This window comes from uncultured Methanospirillum sp. (assembly GCF_963668415.2).
Lineage (GTDB): Archaea > Halobacteriota > Methanomicrobia > Methanomicrobiales > Methanospirillaceae > Methanospirillum.
Map to the genome: position 1 here is coordinate 2,200,804 of NZ_CAXXDL010000001.1, position 16,812 is coordinate 2,217,615.

Annotated in this window: 15 protein-coding genes; 2 read left to right on the top strand and 13 right to left on the bottom strand. The window is 49.7% G+C overall.

The features are described from left to right. Positions 1-28: 28 nt before the first annotated feature. The 5 genes from ACHZA2_RS10320 to pscS are packed head-to-tail and all read right to left on the bottom strand — an operon-like array spanning position 29 to position 5,388. Complete coding sequence (locus tag ACHZA2_RS10320) at positions 29-259, bottom strand: DUF3006 domain-containing protein (RefSeq protein WP_319538876.1); 231 nt, start codon at positions 257-259, stop codon at positions 29-31. Positions 260-312: 53 nt separating this feature from the next. Beyond that, positions 313-1,176 carry an MBL fold metallo-hydrolase gene (locus tag ACHZA2_RS10325; RefSeq protein ID WP_319580961.1) on the bottom strand — a complete coding sequence of 288 codons (864 nt, stop codon included), beginning with the start codon at positions 1,174-1,176 and terminating at the stop codon, positions 313-315. 57 nt (positions 1,177-1,233) lie between these two features. Continuing rightward, complete coding sequence (locus ACHZA2_RS10330) at positions 1,234-2,706, bottom strand: homoserine O-acetyltransferase (RefSeq protein WP_319579626.1); 1,473 nt, start codon at positions 2,704-2,706, stop codon at positions 1,234-1,236. 5 nt (positions 2,707-2,711) lie between these two features. Further along, on the bottom strand, positions 2,712-4,007 hold the full coding sequence (locus ACHZA2_RS10335) for an O-acetylhomoserine aminocarboxypropyltransferase/cysteine synthase (protein WP_319579627.1): 1,296 nt from the start codon (positions 4,005-4,007) through the stop codon (positions 2,712-2,714). Between the two features lie 13 nt (positions 4,008-4,020). Then, positions 4,021-5,388 carry an O-phospho-L-seryl-tRNA:Cys-tRNA synthase gene (gene pscS / locus ACHZA2_RS10340; protein WP_319579628.1) on the bottom strand — a complete coding sequence of 456 codons (1,368 nt, stop codon included), beginning with the start codon at positions 5,386-5,388 and terminating at the stop codon, positions 4,021-4,023. Between the two features lie 338 nt (positions 5,389-5,726). Here pscS and ACHZA2_RS10345 point away from each other — a divergent pair, with 338 nt between their 5' ends. Further along, entirely contained in the window at positions 5,727-6,956 is a 1,230-nt protein-coding gene (locus ACHZA2_RS10345; protein ID WP_319579629.1) for a C1 family peptidase, read from the top strand. A 270-nt stretch (positions 6,957-7,226) separates the two neighbouring features. Here the strand turns inward: ACHZA2_RS10345 and nifU are convergent, their stop codons facing one another. The 3 genes from nifU to nadA are packed head-to-tail and all read right to left on the bottom strand — an operon-like array spanning position 7,227 to position 9,974. Continuing rightward, entirely contained in the window at positions 7,227-7,667 is a 441-nt protein-coding gene (gene nifU, locus ACHZA2_RS10350; RefSeq protein ID WP_319579630.1) for a Fe-S cluster assembly scaffold protein NifU, read from the bottom strand. Then, positions 7,660-8,853 carry a cysteine desulfurase NifS gene (gene nifS / locus ACHZA2_RS10355; RefSeq protein ID WP_319579631.1) on the bottom strand — a complete coding sequence of 398 codons (1,194 nt, stop codon included), beginning with the start codon at positions 8,851-8,853 and terminating at the stop codon, positions 7,660-7,662. Before nifS ends, nifU begins: the two co-directional genes overlap by 8 nt. A gap of 59 nt (positions 8,854-8,912) precedes the next feature. Next, the gene (gene nadA / locus ACHZA2_RS10360) at positions 8,913-9,974 is read right to left on the bottom strand and encodes a quinolinate synthase NadA (RefSeq protein WP_319579632.1); all 1,062 of its coding nucleotides are present in this window, start codon (positions 9,972-9,974) and stop codon (positions 8,913-8,915) included. 24 nt (positions 9,975-9,998) lie between these two features. On the opposite strand from nadA, the gene ACHZA2_RS10365 reads away from it, so the two are divergent. Further along, a complete protein-coding gene (locus ACHZA2_RS10365; RefSeq protein ID WP_319579633.1) occupies positions 9,999-11,216 on the top strand; it encodes a cysteine desulfurase in 1,218 nt (405 codons plus the stop codon). Between the two features lie 11 nt (positions 11,217-11,227). Here ACHZA2_RS10365 and ACHZA2_RS10370 read toward each other — a convergent pair whose 3' ends face one another. The 5 genes from ACHZA2_RS10370 to ACHZA2_RS10390 all read right to left on the bottom strand — a co-directional run bounded on the left by ACHZA2_RS10370 (position 11,228) and on the right by ACHZA2_RS10390 (position 16,623). Next, positions 11,228-12,157, bottom strand: coding sequence for a TIGR00269 family protein (locus ACHZA2_RS10370; RefSeq protein WP_319579634.1), 930 nt, complete (start codon positions 12,155-12,157; stop codon positions 11,228-11,230). After that, positions 12,147-12,341 (bottom strand): thiamine S protein, encoded by a 195-nt coding sequence (locus ACHZA2_RS10375; RefSeq protein ID WP_319538865.1) that lies wholly within the window; start codon positions 12,339-12,341, stop codon positions 12,147-12,149. The genes ACHZA2_RS10370 and ACHZA2_RS10375 overlap by 11 nt, the downstream gene beginning before the upstream one ends. 214 nt (positions 12,342-12,555) lie before the next feature. After that, the gene (locus ACHZA2_RS10380) at positions 12,556-13,968 is read right to left on the bottom strand and encodes a carboxyl transferase domain-containing protein (RefSeq protein WP_319579635.1); all 1,413 of its coding nucleotides are present in this window, start codon (positions 13,966-13,968) and stop codon (positions 12,556-12,558) included. Positions 13,969-13,977: 9 nt separating this feature from the next. Next, the gene (locus tag ACHZA2_RS10385; RefSeq protein WP_319538863.1) at positions 13,978-15,372 is read right to left on the bottom strand and encodes a SpoIIE family protein phosphatase; all 1,395 of its coding nucleotides are present in this window, start codon (positions 15,370-15,372) and stop codon (positions 13,978-13,980) included. A gap of 243 nt (positions 15,373-15,615) precedes the next feature. Beyond that, positions 15,616-16,623, bottom strand: coding sequence for an ABC transporter substrate-binding protein (locus ACHZA2_RS10390; RefSeq protein ID WP_319579636.1), 1,008 nt, complete (start codon positions 16,621-16,623; stop codon positions 15,616-15,618). Between the last annotated feature and the right edge of the window lie 189 nt (positions 16,624-16,812).

Here is a 16,812-nt window from a genome sequence, read left to right on the forward strand (position 1 = left end):
GAAGATCAAGCATCTCATCCTTATCGTATCACCGGTTCACGAGCCGTTCTCTAAGCCTGCTCGCCCGGTTTCGCGCCTCCTTTGTTGCTGACTCGTCCTTTCTGATTGAAAACTCCAGGATATCCCCCTCTTCGAAATCTCCCAGATATTTTCGTGGGAGCTTGATCATATCCTCCGGATTGTCCCTGGGTATCAGGATAAAATATCCATCCTCAATCCTGTCTATGGTCATCACCACTGTTCTACTTGCATCTGTCATGATTGCTCCTCGTGCGAGACAGCAGGGGATCTATTCGGGATTCTGCTCTTCGTTTATTTTGGGGCAGATTTGGGTATCATCTCTGCGTTGACTACAAGACCTTTCTGATCTGCGGTCACGGTGATCGTCCCTTTCTGATCAGTCCGGTATATCCGGGAACCTGCATCGGTGAGATACCTGATCGGATCCTTCTGCGGGTATCCGTACTCGTTTCCGGCAGTAAGGGATATGATTGCAATCTCTGGTGATACAGCCTCAATAAACCTTCGCCCTGAAGAGTGCCTGCTTCCGTGATGGCCGACTTTGAGAAGGTCAGCCCTGAGATCTGTTCCCTCTTTGAGAAGTCGCTCTTCCACTGAAATCCCTGCATCACCCATAAGCAGGAACTTCCTGCTCCCTGAAGTGATCTCAAGAACGATCGAGTTGTCGTTGAGATCGCCTGAAACAGTGGTATCAGGGTTGAGAACCCTGATGTTTACCCCGGGGCCCGAATCTATCTGATCGCCTTCATGAACGACCCGGTACGGAATCTGATATTTTTCAATGGTTTTCAGAAGTACTTCATACGACGGGGTTGTGTGGGTATCACCAGAATCGATGAAGACTCCGGTCTTTACCTGCCTGAGCACTGCTGGCATTCCACCGATATGATCGCTGTGTGGATGTGTCGCGATCACCACGTCAAGATACGAGATATTTCTGGCTTTCAGCCACTCTGCGATCTTCGGCCCCGCTTCGTACGGGCCTGCATCCACAAGTATGGTTTTCCCATCAACCTGCAGGAGACAGGAATCTCCCTGGCCGACATCAAAAAAGGTGAGATTCAGTCTGGTATTCTCATCGGTAGCGATGCATCCGGATGATGCAATCAGGACTAACAGGATCCCTGCTACGATGAGGCAGTGTGATCTGATCACTGTCAAGATACCAGATCTTCACACGACTCAGATTTGGGTATTTCGAAACGTGGGTGATTATCTGCAACGGCCGATAAGCCTGGAGAGACGTTCTGCTGTGATAAGGCCGATCACTCTTCGCTTGTCGTCTACTACCGGCAGTGCAGAGATATGGTTCTGCTCCATCCGCTTCACTGCACTGTCAACCGGTTCTTCTGGTGATGCAAAGAAGACATCCCGTGTCATGATCTCATCAAGAGCGGTGAACTCCCGTGCAACTGATCGCGAGATATCCCAGGATGTGACGATCCCGGTGAGTGCTCCCTCCGAGTCAACCACCGGCAGATGATTGACTGACTGGGCTATCATCAGCTCGGCAGCCTCTTTGATCGTGACGTCCTCGTTCAGAGTCGGGGCCTGAACTTTCATCACATCTGCAATGGTCAGAGACGAGAGGAACCGTCCGAGAAGGTAGTTCATCTGCCCTTCCTCAAGCAGGAACGCATCATGACCAAAATTTGACCTGATCTCACAGTACTCAACATCCGCATTGGCTGAAGAGAGGGCGGTTACGATCTCCTGTGAGAGGTATGGGGGATACAGCCAGTCTGAAGAGACCGAAACGATCAGGAATTTTGCCTTCACACTTCGAAATGCCTCGATAAGTGAGTCATTCACTGACAGGTCGAAGTAATCGATCGCCTTGGTGATATACAGGTACGAGTTTGCATCAAACCGCTGGGTAAACCGATCACCCTGATAATGCAGGTAACTCTCTACCTGAAAATCAGTGGTGAAGTCATAACTGAGTTCCTCCTTCCCCTGCAGACCTCTGCCAAACTTCTGATGCATCGATTCATCAGAGAGATACGTGATATGGCCTATCATTCTGGCAAGCGACAGCCCCCGGGTCGGGGGGAAATTCTTATAGTAGTCGCCATGATTCCAGTCAGGATCAGACCGGATTGCACTCCGGGCAACCTCGTTAAAGGCGATCTGCTGCGGCGTCGAGTAGGCAGTACTTGCGATCACCACAACCCTGCTTGCAAGGTCCGGGTAGAGAACTGACCACTTAAGTGCCTGCATTCCCCCCATCGATCCGCCGATGACTGCAAAAAGACGCTGAATATTGAAGTGCTGAAGAACGCGACTCTGGGCATGAACCATGTCACCGATGGTGATGACCGGGAAGGAAAGACCATATGGTTTGTTTGTTGCCGGATTGATAGAAGAGGGGCCGGTAGTCCCTTTACAGCCGCCCAGAACATTTGAACAGATGATAAAGTATTGATCTGTATCAAGTGCTTTTCCCGGACCTATGACAATATCCCACCAGCCTGGTTTGTCGGTTCCTGCATGATAACCGGCTACATGAGAGTCACCTGACAAGGCGTGACAGATAAGAATAGCGTTTGATCTATCGCGATCAAGGGTACCGTACGTTTCGTACGCAATAGTGAGTTCAGGGAGAGTCTCCCCACTTTCCAGTGTGAGAGGCTCTTTGAATGTCACCTGTTCGGTTTTTACCGTTCCAACAGATCCTCGAATCATATTGGTCAGATCTGAGCTAAGGCTTGATCCAGATCCTCAATAATATCTTCGATATTTTCGATTCCGATTGAGAGTCTGATATAATCTGGAGTAACTCCGGTTGCAGTAAGCTCTTCGGGAGTGAGCTGCTGGTGGGTTGTCGATGCCGGGTGGATCACAAGGCTCTTTGAGTCTCCGATGTTTGCAACATGGGAGAAGAGTTTGAGTGCGTTGATGACCTTCTTTCCTTCCTCGACCCCTCCCTTGATGCCGACTCCGAGCAGACCTCCGAACCCGTGCTTGAGGTACCTGGATGCAACCGCATGGGTCGGGTTGTCTGAAAGACCCGGATAGTTGACCCAGGCGACCTTGGGGTGTGCCTTCAGGTGCTTTGCGACTGCAAGAGCGTTCTCTGAGTGCTGTTTCACCCTGAGCGGGAGCGTCTCAAATCCCTGGAGCAGCAGGAATGAATTGAACGGAGAGAGAGCAGCCCCGAGATCTCGCAGAAGTGAGAGACGGATCTTGAAGACAAATGCCACGTTTCCAAGCCCTGCAAAGTCCTTGAAGACATCCCAGTAGACAAGCCCGTGGTAACTTGGATCTGGTTCTGAGAACTCGGGATACTTTCCGTTGCCCCAGTTGAACTTGCCTGAATCGACGATGAGCCCGCCGATGGAGTTGCCGTGTCCCCCGACAAACTTGGTTGCAGAGTGGACAACGATGTCGACACCGTGCTCGATCGGCTTGACCAGACCGACAGCAGATGTGTTGTCAACAACGAATGCGATTCCTGCCTCGTGGGCGATGTCAGCGATCTTACGGAAGTCAGGTACATCGAGTTTCGGGTTTCCGAGTGTCTCTGCGTAGATTGCACGGGTCTTCGGGGTAATTGCCTTCCTGAATGCTTCAGGATCCTGGGAGTCGACAAAGATAACCTTGCGTCCGAGCTTAGCAAATGTGTAGTGCAGGAGCGTGTAGGTACCGCCGTAGAGATTGTTTGCAGCTACGATCTCATCGCCAACCCTGGTGATGTTAAGGAGGGCGTACGAGATGGCTGCCTGACCTGATGCCACGGCAAGTGCTCCTGATCCGCCCTCAAGTGCAGCGATACGCTTCTCGAGCACGTCGGTGGTTGGATTCATGAGCCGGGTGTAGATGTTTCCAAGCTCTGAAAGACCGAAGAGTGCTGCTGCATGGTCAGCATCACGGAACTGGTAACTGGTTGTCTGGTAGATCGGTACTGAAAGTGCTCCGGTTGTCGGGTCCGGGACCTGTCCTGCGTGCAGTGATGTAGTTGCGTCTCTGTCTTTTTTGTCAGTCATGGTAATCAGTGATTTAATTTTTTGAAACTGGTAATTCGTAACGTTCTGCTATCTCGGTGAATGTGTCGGCAAGGTATCTGACCTTCTCCCAGGAGAGCCCGTAGGTTGAGAGCTTCCAGGTGCGGGTTGCTCCAGCGAACTCTCCGACGATTCCCTTTGAAGAGAGTTCGTCTGAGAGGAAGAAACCGCGACGTTTGTGCGTTTCTGCAATCCTGTCAAAGTTGCCGGTTGTATCCACTTTGGTCAGTGCGTGTTTCCGGGGGTACTCTGAGAGGATCTTGCTTCCGTCGATGGCAAGCAGGCGATCAGCAAAGAAGTTGATCTTCTTCAGCTCGTCGTCCCAGTGGAGTGTCCGCTCTTTCACTTCAGGGAATGAAGCCATCATTGCGATAAGATTGGATCCCATCAGCGTGCATCCGACCATCTCTACTTCTTTGATCCCGAACTTGCGTTTGGTGACGTCTCCGACCATCTGGGTGGTTCGGAAGACTTTGTCTGCCCATTCGCTCGTCGTCGCCAGCACCCCGGAAGGTGCCGGCGAAGCCATACTCTTATGACCGGAGCCGACTACGAAGTCTGCTCCTACTGCCTTTCCGTCGACAGGCATGACTCCGACGGTGTATGCACCATTATAGAGGAAGGGGATATCGTAACTGTGTGCAACCTTTGCGATCCCTTTGACATCATGCTCGTTGGCAAGCTGGTAGTCGTAGTGATCGATCATCACCAGACTCGGGAGTTTTCCGGTCTCCTGTTTTACCTGTTCGATCTTTTCTGCAGTTGCATCAGCGGTGATGATATTATCCTTGTTTAAGGGAACCTCCTTAACGACTCCCCCTGCGCCTTCCACAGCGAGAAACTCGGTGTAATGTGCAAATGCGGAGACGATCACCGAGTCGCCCTTCTCTACAACGGTCTGGGCAACTGCCTGGAACCCTCTTCGTGCTCCAGGCACAACCCGTGCCTGATCCATATTGACGAATTGGGCGAGTTGGGTGTGAAAGTCTGCGATTGGCGGTTTTGATATCTTATCCAGTCTGAATGGTTTCCGGCAGGCATCACATGTAGAATATCCGTCACCATAGGCAATAATCGCCTGACGGGCTGCGAGGGTCAGCCGTCCTGCTGCCTGGATCGGCTGAATATTGATATTCTCCTCCTCACGTGTTCGAACTTCTATCGTTCCGGCGATCCTGCCTGGTTTCTTCCCGGCAGTCCCGGTTTCAAGGGCCTGGACAATCCCTTTGAGCTCTGAGATCTTCTCTTTGAACTGAGCCTCTTCCTGACTGTTGAGCCCCGACGGGAGTCCGTCCCGGATCACCTGTCGTGCCTCTTCCAGTTTGAAGAGTGCTGCAAAGATAAGATCTGTATTCTTTTCCATCTCCCTACCTTACCTCATTACGGGATTATCGTTTCTGTCACAATCGTGAACTATCCTATAGGTTATCGCGGGAGTATAAAAGGGATAAGAATCCGGCTAAATTTGATCAGATAAAAAATCTCTGCATCTTTGATGGTTGTGATTCTGAACTACTGAATGATGCCGGATGAACAGATGTAGTCACCCAATGCCTTTTCGTATGGGGTGATTATGTCTATTTGGACGTTTGAATCTCGTATATCTCCAAATATCTCACAAAAAATGAGTCCAACGATCCTGGATCAGAACTGATTTTTATCACAAATTTTTCTTCTTCGTCTCACCATCTAGTACCGTATATGGCAAACCTGCCCGGAGTGGTGAGTGGAACACTCGTAATGACCGTGATATTTACACTTTTATTCGTGGCCCCTTCTTCAGGAGCCTCCTGTACATCCTGCACCGGTCCTGTAAATATTTCTGTCAGCGGAATAAGTTTACAAGACATTGACTCGGGAAACCTCACTGCATTCCGGAGTATTGATCCCCGTGAAATTGGCAGGGCGATGGATATCAGTGGATATTCACATGCTGATCTGGATGAGATCAGCACAATTATTGCTACTACTCAAAATAATGAAACTCCGGATACTGCTGCAGCGGTGATGAGTCTACAAACCGATGTCGTGCTTGCAATGCAGGAAGCAAATCGAAATTTGCCCAGGTTCACCATCCCTGAAAACCTGACATCCCTCCCCCGAGGTTCATTCAGCCATCTCGATCGATTTGTCTATATTCCCTCCGAATGGGACCAGACCGGAGGGGTCGATGAACATTGTGGAAACTGCTGGGTATGGGCAGATACCGGAGCTCTTCAACTTGATCTCGCATACCAGAAAAACGTCACCGACCGGCTGTCAGTTCAGTACTTCACCTCGTCGTATCACAATGGAACCGGGATATGGGCCTGTTGTGGTGGGTCTCCAGTCTGGTTTGCTGATTTTTATAATTCAACAAAAAAAGCAGTTCCCTGGACCAACACGAATGCATCATTTGTAGACAGCCGGAGCATGTGCGAGAAAGGTGAGTCAACCGCAATGAATGCATCAAACATCCAAACCACCCCCTACTACCCTCTCGATCAGGTATCTGCTCTCATGATTAGTACAAATGCTAAGTATGAAGAGCTCCCGATATCCAATGAAACCGCAGTCAATTCGATAAAAGCAGCCCTGCAATCAGGAAAAGCAGTTCTATTCATATATACGCCTGATAACTGGACTCCTATGATGAACTTCTGGAATAACCAGACTGAAGAGGATATTTTTACACCTGGCCTCACACCGGGTACCCTTCACAATGATGGCGGTCATGTCATGCTCATCCTGGGTTATAACGATTCTGACCCTGAAAACCAGTATTGGACCGTGCTTAACAGCTGGGGTTCATCAGAAAACCGGCCTCATGCACTATTCAGGTTGAATATGGGCATCGATTACTCACTCCAGAATCCGGATGGGGTTAACTCCTATGAGTTCTATGTCTTGAATGTGACATATCCGGAGAAGGGTTCCCTCATTTCCCGGTAAATCTATTTTTTTGACTCCTCTCCTATACCATTGCCAATGTCTTTGATGTAGATCAGATTGAGTCATTGTATCAAAAATTCAGGATCTGCTCGGAATATTTTTGATTCTGACACAAAATTATAGGCTGCTACCGATTTGATCAGAACTGATAAAAGGGTTTTACGTGAGGTCTCGTAAGATTTCAAAATGGGATGCCTCTCTCCCTCATGGGATCTGATTTGTCAGAAGAAGGAGGGAGAATGTTTAGAAAAGAAAGTGGTTCGATGAGGATTATGTAGAGCAGGTCTCATCCTCAATCCCATGGTGATCATGTGAATGAGGATTCTTCTCTTCCCAGGGTTCAAGCCCATGTTTTACCCGGTAATCATTGATAGCCTTGTGAATTCCCTCTTCTGCAAGAACCGAGCAGTGCATCTTTATGGCCGGAAGCCCTTCGAGTGCCTCGGCGACTGCTTTGTTTGAGACCTCCCATGCCTCTTCAAGGGTCTTTCCCTTGATCATCTCGGTTGCCATGCTGCTGGATGCAACAGCTGCCCCGCATCCGAATGTCTGGAACTTCACCTCGGTGATGATGTTGTCCTTCACTGTGAGGAAGATACGCATGATATCCCCGCAGGTGGGGTTTCCTACTTCTCCAACACCATCAGCTTCCGTGATCTCCCCCTGGTTCCGGGGGTTCATGAAATGATCCATTACCTTTTCGCTATACATTACATGACCTCTTTTTATGATCTGCGTACAGAGGAGACATCTCCCGCAGGCGGATTACCACCTTCTGGAGCTGTTCCAGAACATAATCGACATCCTCGTCTGTGTTCTCTGCTCCAAGTGTGAGCCTGAGTGAGCCATGTGCGGTCTCGGCAGGGAGCCCGGTAGCCAGCAGCACATGGGACGGTTCAAGCGATCCTGATGTGCATGCACTCCCGGTTGAGGCACAGATTCCGAAGTGATCGAGGAGCAGGAGCATAGACTCTCCTTCAATAAAGTCAAAGCTCACATTCAGGTTGCCTGGAAGTCTCTCCTTCGGGTGTCCGTTCAGCCTTGTGTTCGGAATGGCCTTGAGAATACCGTCAAGCAGACGGTCCCTGAGTGCAGAAACCCGCTTGTTCTGCTCATCCATTCTTGCAGTGGCACGTTCAATAGCAAGACCGAGCCCAACTATTCCGGGAATATTCTCGGTTCCGGCACGTCTCCTTTTCTCCTGTCCACCACCATGCAGAAGGTTGTCAATCCTGATTCCTTTTCTGATATAAAGGGCACCGATTCCTTTCGGACCGTAAAACTTGTGCGCAGAGAGCGAGAGGAGATCGATATTCATCGCCTCGACGTCGATCGGGACATTCCCGATCGCCTGGACAGCATCGGTGTGGAAGAACACTCCGTGATCGCGACAGACTTTTCCGATCTCAACAATCGGTTCTATCGTACCGATCTCATTGTTTGCAAACATGATCGTGACCAGAATGGTCTGGTCAGTGATTGCATCCTTCAGGTCACTGATACGCACCTGTCCTGTCTCATCCACCGGGAGGTAAGTGACTGTGAATCCCTGTTTTTCGAGGTATTCGCAGGTGTGAAGGACAGCGTGATGCTCAATTGCACTGGTGATGATGTGGTTGCCTTTCTTATGGTTAGCTGATACAATCCCCTTTATTGCCCAGTTATCAGCCTCGGTTCCACCTGAAGTGAAGTAGATCTCATCAGGTTTTGCACCAAGTGCAGTCGCTACCTGATTTCTTGCTTCTTCAATCACTTTTTTTGATTCGCGTGCAATGCGGTACAGGGACGACGGGTTTCCGTACCCTTTTGAGAACCATGGGATCATTGCATCGACGACCGCTGGATCGGTAGCGGTTGTTGCAGAATGGTCCATGTACACGATTCGTTCTGCAGTCATATGTTACGCCAGTTCTGTGATGTGCTGTAATCAGACGATTAATACAAGGTGCCCTTTGCCTATAGCCCTTTTCTGATCTCTTCCCGGGTCCTGCAGGATCGGCTCTTCATTGATTTTGAGACCTCGATCATTCGTTCGAGCGGGCCACGTACTGCATCCATGAGGTTCTGGTCAAGGAGAACCTCACCAGAACCGGTTGTCAGACAGGTCTTGATCTTCTCAAGTGTTACCTGTTTCATCGGTGCACAGACCCCGGCAACCGAGAAGAACTTCTTTCCCACAACCTCTGTTCGCAGCCGGTTGAGCATTCCTGACTCGGTGCCGATGATAAAGGATGATGCAGATGCATCACGGCAGAACCTTGCCATCCCGCCGGTTGAGCAGACTGCATCAGCCATGTCAATGATTTCAGGCCTGCACTCCGGATGTGCAACAAAGGCTGCTTCAGGATGAAGCTTCTGCATGGCATCGACACTCTCTCTTGTGATGGCATCGTGGACATAACAGAACCCGGCTGCAGGGATGATCTCCTTTCTCGTAAACCTGCTCACATATGCAGCAAGGTTCCGATCTGGAAGAAAGATGACCTGATCTGATTCAACAGATTCTACGATCTCGATCGCGTTTGCAGAGGTGCAGCAGATGTCACTCACCGCCTTGGTTGCCGTTGTGGTGTTGACATAACTGACCACCTCTGCATCCGGGTACTGCTCCCTGAGCTTCATGGCTGCCTGCTCTCCTGCCATGTGTGCCATGGTGCACCGGGCCTGTGGATCCGGGATCAGGACGCGTGCCTGCGGATTTAGGATCTTCGCGGTGTCAGCCATGAAGTCAACGCCACAGAAGAGGATCGTCTCTGCATCGGTCTCCTGAGCGGCTCTTGCCAGTTCTAGGGAATCTCCGATTCTCTCTGCGATCTGGTAGATCTCAGGCGACTGATAGTTGTGGGCGAGGATGAGAACCCCCTGCCGGTCTGCCATCTCCCTGATCTCTCTGATGAGATCCCGGTTACATGCAGGCTCCGCTGGTTCTCCGTCTGATGGAAGCGCTTTCACGATTGTGATAATTATCTGTATCCTCCTCCGGGATAATGCCCACGGTTCCGGCAGTGCCGGTATCATGAGATTCTTAACCACCGGCAATACATGGTAGTACATCATGGGAGGATATCAGATCAGATGAACATCGACCGGATCAGGCAGGAGATCCCTCTCACCCGGGAGGTCATCTACCTTGACAATGCCTCAACGAGCCTTTCCCCGCAGCCGGTCATCGATGCAATGGTGGAGTATGAGACCCATTACCGTGCCAATGTGGGACGGGGAGTGCACCGGCTCTCACAGATCGCAGGCCAGCTCTACTGGGACGCCCATGAGACTGTGAACCGGTTCATCGGCGGGGAAGGTGGAACACCGGTCTTTGTCAGGAACTGTACCGAGGCGATCAACATGGTCTCCCACGGTCTGATCTTCAGACCGGGTGACGAGATCATCACCACGGTCACTGATCATCACTCCAACCTGCTTCCATGGTATGCCCTTCGGGAAAAGGGTGTCATCGTGAAGGTGATCGCTCCTTCAACTCCTACGGCAGGGATTACAACTGACGATGTTTCCTCTGCGATAACCAGAAATACCCGGCTTGTCGCCGTCAGCCATGCCTCCAATGTCCTTGGTAGTGTTCATCCGGTGAAAGAGATTGCAGAGATCGCCCATGATCATAATGCCCTCTCCCTTGTGGATGGCGCCCAGTCTGTTCCCCATATGAAGACCGATGTAAAAGATATCGGATGTGACTATCTCTGTTTTTCAGGTCACAAGATGCTCGGCCCTACCGGAACCGGTATCCTCTGGATGGCGGAGGATACCCTGGAGCCTCTGCTTCTCGGCGGGGGAATGATCGATGATGTTACCACCGACGGGTACCTCGTTGCATCAGGGTATTCGAAGTACGAGGCTGGCACTCCCAATATTTCAGGTGCACTCGGGCTCAGGGCAGCGGTGAAGTATCTGAATGCCATCGGGATGAATGAGATTGAAGCTCATGAGAGAGTTCTTACCGGCACGTTGCTCTCCGGCTTGTCAGGAATCGAAGGGGTCAGTATCATCGGACCTCCTGAAGGAGAGAATCGGATTGGGGTTGTTTCGTTTATCGTTGAGGGTTTGCACCCTCATGAAGTTGCCCATATTCTGGATGATCAGGACACGGTCATTGTGAGATCAGGGCATCACTGTTGCATGCCGCTTATGCAATATCTGGGGCTTCCTGACGGGACGGTGCGGGCAAGTTTGTACATTTATAATACAGAAGAAGAGATTCAGACGCTGGTTGAGGGTGTCAGGGAGATTGTGGAAGGGGTTTGAGAATGCTATGGTTAGGTCTGTAAGTCAGTTCTGGTTATTGCTACATTCTCATTAAGCAACAAGCAGACCTGGCAGACATCCCCGGAGCCGGGCCATCCACAGACCTTACACGTCTCCATTGGTGTTTTCTTGACTTTATTATGCAACCGGGCTCTGATATTCTCCTCGACACGAGCAAGGTTTCTCATCGAACCCGGATGTTCCTGCTCAAACCTGTTCAGGAGTCTCCTGACTTCTCCCCTGAGAGCCTCCCCTGCATACGGGCATTCGGGAAGGTCCATGAAGAGATCAGAGACGATTGCATAGAGTGTCACCTCTCTCTCGCTCACCGCTGCAAACGGTTTGATCCGGCGTGCAAACCGGGATGTACTCCCTGAGCCCGCAAACACTTTTTTGATATCAGCAGAGAAGGCATTCATGAGCGTCGTCTGGGCATGATCATCCTGGTTATGACCGGTTACAATGAGATGGACTCCCTCTTCTTCAGCTAACACCTCAAGTGCCCGCCTTCTGAGAATTCCACAGACAGTACATGCTTTTCGGTTGGAACTCTTCAGAATCTCATCAAGACTCCTGCCATACAGCCGGGTGAAACTGATGATCCTGTGCTCGACGTTAAGTCTGGTGCATACATCCTTCGCATGTCTGATGGTATCCTCCCGGTACCCGCTGATCCCTTCGTCAACAGTGAGTGCAATCAGCCGTGATGGAATCCTCTCTTTCAGGGATGCAAGAACTGCGAGAAGAGCCGTACTATCCTTCCCCCCACTGAATGCAACCCCGATGATCTCCGGGAGAGGTTCCTCCTGCATGAGCCTGCTCAAAACTCTGGACTCAACCGACTCTTTGAGATGACGGCTGCAGAGATGGGCTCCGCTCTCCCTATCCAGATACACAGCCCGGCTCTGGCAGTGTGAGCAGACCGGTCGCTTACCCTCCATGGGATATCCTGATGAGCCTGATGGTATCGCTCTCATTTCCGATTGTGTCTTCGGGGATGATCTCACCATCCCGTGAGACGAGAAGTTCGAGCGGGTTGAGTCCTAGGTCCAGAATAATCGTTTCTATTGTCCGGCCTTCTGAAGCAACCTCTGCATCATGCCCATCAGGAAAGATAAGTTTCATTGTCTCCCTGTTTTTGCGTCTGACTGGAGCATTAACCTTGGGTTTGTACCATCACCTTCTCACCATCTTCAATCCTTATGTATATCAATATGCGGTTTAACGATGAAGGAGAACATATCTATCCTCCCGATGTCAGAACAATTTTCAAAGATCCGAAGACCCTCAGGTCTTATTACATTCCTTCCTGGAGAGTTCTAAAAAAGGTAAAAAAGGCTTACAGGCAGAGTACCCGTCTAGGATACGTCCGGTTTAATGGAACAGAATACGCATGCTCAAGAAGATCTGATACCTCAACCCGCACCTTATCAGGTTCGATTATTCCATCTATACACCCTGATTCAGCGTGACGTCTGGGATCTGCAGTTGCTTTTACAGCCTTTTCGACTGCTTTAATCTCATCCGGAGTAAGGCCGCTCTCTTCTGCCAGTTTGGACGCTGCTCTTGTTCCGTATATGGTCAGTTCTGCATCAGGAAATGCCAGCAGCCGGTCAGGTTCAAACCCGGTCCCGCACATGGCATACAGCCCTGCAGTATACGCCTTTCTGACTATGATACAGATCTTTGGTACTGAGAGGTTGGCAAGCGTGGAGAAGACAAGAGCGCCATGATGAATGATCCCTGAACATTCTGATTCCTTTCCTACCATGAACCCGGGCAGGTCAGCAAGGAATAAGAGAGGGATGTTGAATGAATTGCACAACGAGGCAAACGAGGCAAGTTTTATGCAGGTTTCTGAGAAGAGGATGCCCCCTTTGTGCAGGGAATTGTTTGCAATAATCCCAAGAGTCATGCCGTTCACCCTTGCAAACCCTGTGATGAGTTCACTTGCATAGAGGGCTCTGTGCTCCAGAAAAGTATCCTGATCGATGAACGTCTTAATGAGATCGTGCATATCAAACCGCGAATACGGATATGCGAGCGTCAGGGGAGAAGGAAGCCGGGCATCAGGATCAGGATTTCGAGGCTTACATAACGGTGGTCTCTCCCTGTACCATGATGGAAACGAGTGGAGGGTTCTTTTGACCGCCTGAAGAGCATCATCCGGAGTATCACATAAGATATCACAGGTTCCCGACACCGTTGCATGCATCTCTGCCCCCCCGTATGCCTCGTATGACGCAGCCTCTCCGGTCATAAGATGCTGCATATCCGGGCGGGCAAGGGACATCCCTGATGCTTTTGTCATCAGGACAACATCGCACTCAGCAACCGGGTATGTCAGGGTTGTTGCAATCGGGCTGAACACAACTGCAATGCGGGGAACCACTCCTGACAATCGTGCAAATTTTGTGAAGACACTGCCGACACCTCTCGGCTCAATATATGTCCTCATAATTGAGAGCGGGATGGCGGTGGTGCTCATTGGCACCCGTCCTGGCCGGTCAGCAAGGTGGATGACCGGTAGATGGTGCTCTTCTGCGTATTCAAGGAGTGCCAGTTCATCCTGGAGAACTTCAAAAGGATCAAGCGGAACTGAAGCTACCGGGTTGATGGCGATAATGCAGACCTTTCTGCCATCAATACATCCGGTTCCGCCGACCAACTCGGTATCTTCAGATCTGATGAGGGGTACGAATGATCCTTCATCCAGTACGGTGTTGAGTCGCACTCTCATCAGTGAATTCATGAAGGTTCCTTATGAATTATGGACTTTGATGACCAGCAGAGTGATATCATCATGTTGTGGCTGTGTTCCACAAAAGTCTGAAACCCTTGTGACAATGGTATCCACGATCTCCTGGGAAGGAAGTGAGACTGAGTCCTGTATTGTCTTGATAAGTCGTGGGACTCCGAACTCTTCTGTTTTTGTGTTGATCGCTTCAGTTACTCCGTCTGTATACAGAACAATCACATCACCGTCATAGAGATGAATGGAATCCTGATCAAAGGCGATATCCTCGATTACCCCTATTGCAATCCCTGTTGGTTTTAACTCTTCAATGGTATCGGTTCCTGCCCTGATTACAAGAGGGGGGTTGTGACCGGCATTCACATACGACATGGTCATCGTCTCGTTGTCAAGGATTCCCAGGAAGAGAGTTACAAACATCCCTGTCTTTGAGTCATGAGTTATCACCGGGTTGGCGAACGCAATGGCCTCAGCACAGTTTTTAAACCATAATGCACTGATCCGGATCACGATCCGCGAAAGGGCCATGAATAAAGCAGCTGGGACACCTTTTCCAGCAACATCTGCGATCATGATACCCATCTGGCTTTTTGAGAATGGGATCAGTTCGAGCGGCATGAAATCAAAGAAGTCACCGCCGACCTCCTTGGCTGGGATACTCTTTCCTGCCATCTCGTATTTAGGGAAATTGGGCAGGGAGTCCGGGAGGAAACTTTTCTGGATGTCTGCTGCTATGCTGAGTTCAGCCTCTTTTTTGGCTATCTCCTGTTCAAGTTTCTCTTTTTCTGCCTGAACCTGGCGTTCTCTGATGAGATTGTGTATAATAAAGGTAAAGATTCCTGCTGCTATGGCAGTCAGGCAGATCATTGGAAGTGCTACATTTACGAATACTGTCAGAATCGTAGAGGTTGATCCTCCCATCGCCCGTATTATAAGTGCAAGGATTGAGACCCCTAACTCAATCCCTATTGTGGCGATGATCGCATTCCGTGTTGATACGATCTCCCGTTTATAAATCAGGAAGATGATACCACTACAGACTCCGGAGATGAGGGGTCCTAAGGCCGCGGCATAAACATTTGCCCCCCCAACCGATAACCGGTAACATGCCCCGATGATACCCGCTCCGATACCTACGAAAGGACCGCAGGAGAGACCCCCGATGATTGGACCGAGATCCCGGATGTTTACCACAGCACCGTAGTAATTTACTCCGCTGGACATCCCGTATATCGAGAGGATACCAAATATCAGCACGAGAATACCCTGAGTTACAATTGTCGGGCGATGCTCGAGTACTTCCTGATAAAACCGGCTTCTGCTAAAGAGGTACGCAATGACCATCACTACTGAAACCATCTCAAACAGTGTTACAGAGTCAACCAGAAGCCCGGTATCCATACCCGAATATGGGAAGAGATAAAGTAAATATGTTGGGCTTTATCCTCCAACAGAGATCAGATAATACTAACATAATGCCTGTTGTTTAAGGTTTTACGAACATATTCCTGGATAAGCCAGCCCTGAATCCGGGATGGTTCAATTGCAACACTTGCAGGATGTACCTGATTTTTCTGGCAGCAATCCGGGTATGGGTGTCCGATTCTATTACGAAAGTAAAAAAGGTTGTAAAAAGTTTGGATATTAAGCCTTGACTTTATCCCAGAAACCGGTATCAAAGAGTTCCTTCTCACTGACCGGGTTCTTGATGTATCCAAGGTCCTTCTGGACGTTTGCAAAGTTTTCAACTGACGTTGTAATCTTTGCTGGATCTGATACAAATTGACCGTCCCATTCATCAAATGACTTCTGAATGATTGATGGATCCAGTCCGGTCAGTTCACTCAGATGTTTGGCAGCCTCTTCCTGGTTTGCAGCGTTATACTCGGTTGCTTTCAGATGTGCCTTGAGAACCTGCTCCACGATTTCAGGGTTGTTTTTGATGACATCATCTGTTGCGACAAGTACACAGCATGAATGGTCCGCCTCTATCTCACCAGAATGAACAATGATCTTTCCTGCTCCTGAATCTTCAATAGTAACAGGTGACGGATGTGGCAGGAATGCAGCATCTACCTTTCCAGCAAGGAATGCAGTAATGGCATCACCAGGTCCGAGAGGAACGATCTCAACATCTTTGTCTGCATCAAGACCGTTCTTCTTGAGCCAGTCGCGAAGGAGAGTGTCCTGTATCGTTCCTGCCGGGAATGTTGCAATCTTGAGACCTTTCAAATCAGCAGGACTGGTATATGGTAGATCCTTTTTCAGAACCAGATCAGATCCCTGAGTGTTTACTGCAGCGATGATCTTTGCATGAAGACCGTTGGCGACCCCTGTTACAAATGGTGCAGATCCGACATATGCAACGTCGATATCTCCTGCGAGAAGTGCCTGAATTTCAGGTGCTCCGGTTGGGAAACTATATGCCTTGACTTCTTTTACTCCGAGAGGAGAGAGAGTTTCATTATAATATCCCTTCTGATATGCCGTTGTAAATGCAATCTGATGGGTGCTTGGTTGATACCCGATGGTTACAACATCTTTTGCTTTTGCATCTTCGGCAGCAACCGGCAGAGCAACCATGAGCAGTGCGAGACTGAATGCAAGCACTATCCATGACGTTGCCTTGGTAACGTTCTTCTCTTGTCTCATGTTCCAGGGATCATATTCCATGAGGATCCTATAATCCGTATTATTGAGGCAACAATTATGCCCTTATTGTATAATTATCTGGACAATTTGTTTACCATAAAGAAAATATCTAATCAGTATCTCATCCGGAGGCTGGTTTCATCTGCGTTCACAATTGAGAATTTGCATACAATCACGATATCACAGGAC

Coding starts and splice junctions, on each gene's coding strand:
- ACHZA2_RS10365 (WP_319579633.1), top strand. CDS start 9,999: ATGGTAGTACATCATGGGAGGATATCAGATCAGATGAACATCGACCGG.
- ACHZA2_RS10380 (WP_319579635.1), bottom strand. CDS start 13,968: ATGAATTCACTGATGAGAGTGCGACTCAACACCGTACTGGATGAAGGA.
- pscS (WP_319579628.1), bottom strand. CDS start 5,388: ATGGAAAAGAATACAGATCTTATCTTTGCAGCACTCTTCAAACTGGAA.
- ACHZA2_RS10370 (WP_319579634.1), bottom strand. CDS start 12,157: ATGGAGGGTAAGCGACCGGTCTGCTCACACTGCCAGAGCCGGGCTGTG.
- ACHZA2_RS10320 (WP_319538876.1), bottom strand. CDS start 259: ATGACAGATGCAAGTAGAACAGTGGTGATGACCATAGACAGGATTGAG.
- ACHZA2_RS10345 (WP_319579629.1), top strand. CDS start 5,727: ATGGCAAACCTGCCCGGAGTGGTGAGTGGAACACTCGTAATGACCGTG.
- nadA (WP_319579632.1), bottom strand. CDS start 9,974: ATGATACCGGCACTGCCGGAACCGTGGGCATTATCCCGGAGGAGGATA.
- ACHZA2_RS10335 (WP_319579627.1), bottom strand. CDS start 4,007: ATGACTGACAAAAAAGACAGAGACGCAACTACATCACTGCACGCAGGA.
- nifU (WP_319579630.1), bottom strand. CDS start 7,667: ATGTATAGCGAAAAGGTAATGGATCATTTCATGAACCCCCGGAACCAG.
- ACHZA2_RS10390 (WP_319579636.1), bottom strand. CDS start 16,623: ATGAGACAAGAGAAGAACGTTACCAAGGCAACGTCATGGATAGTGCTT.
- ACHZA2_RS10375 (WP_319538865.1), bottom strand. CDS start 12,341: ATGAAACTTATCTTTCCTGATGGGCATGATGCAGAGGTTGCTTCAGAA.
- ACHZA2_RS10385 (WP_319538863.1), bottom strand. CDS start 15,372: ATGGATACCGGGCTTCTGGTTGACTCTGTAACACTGTTTGAGATGGTT.
- ACHZA2_RS10330 (WP_319579626.1), bottom strand. CDS start 2,706: ATGATTCGAGGATCTGTTGGAACGGTAAAAACCGAACAGGTGACATTC.
- nifS (WP_319579631.1), bottom strand. CDS start 8,853: ATGACTGCAGAACGAATCGTGTACATGGACCATTCTGCAACAACCGCT.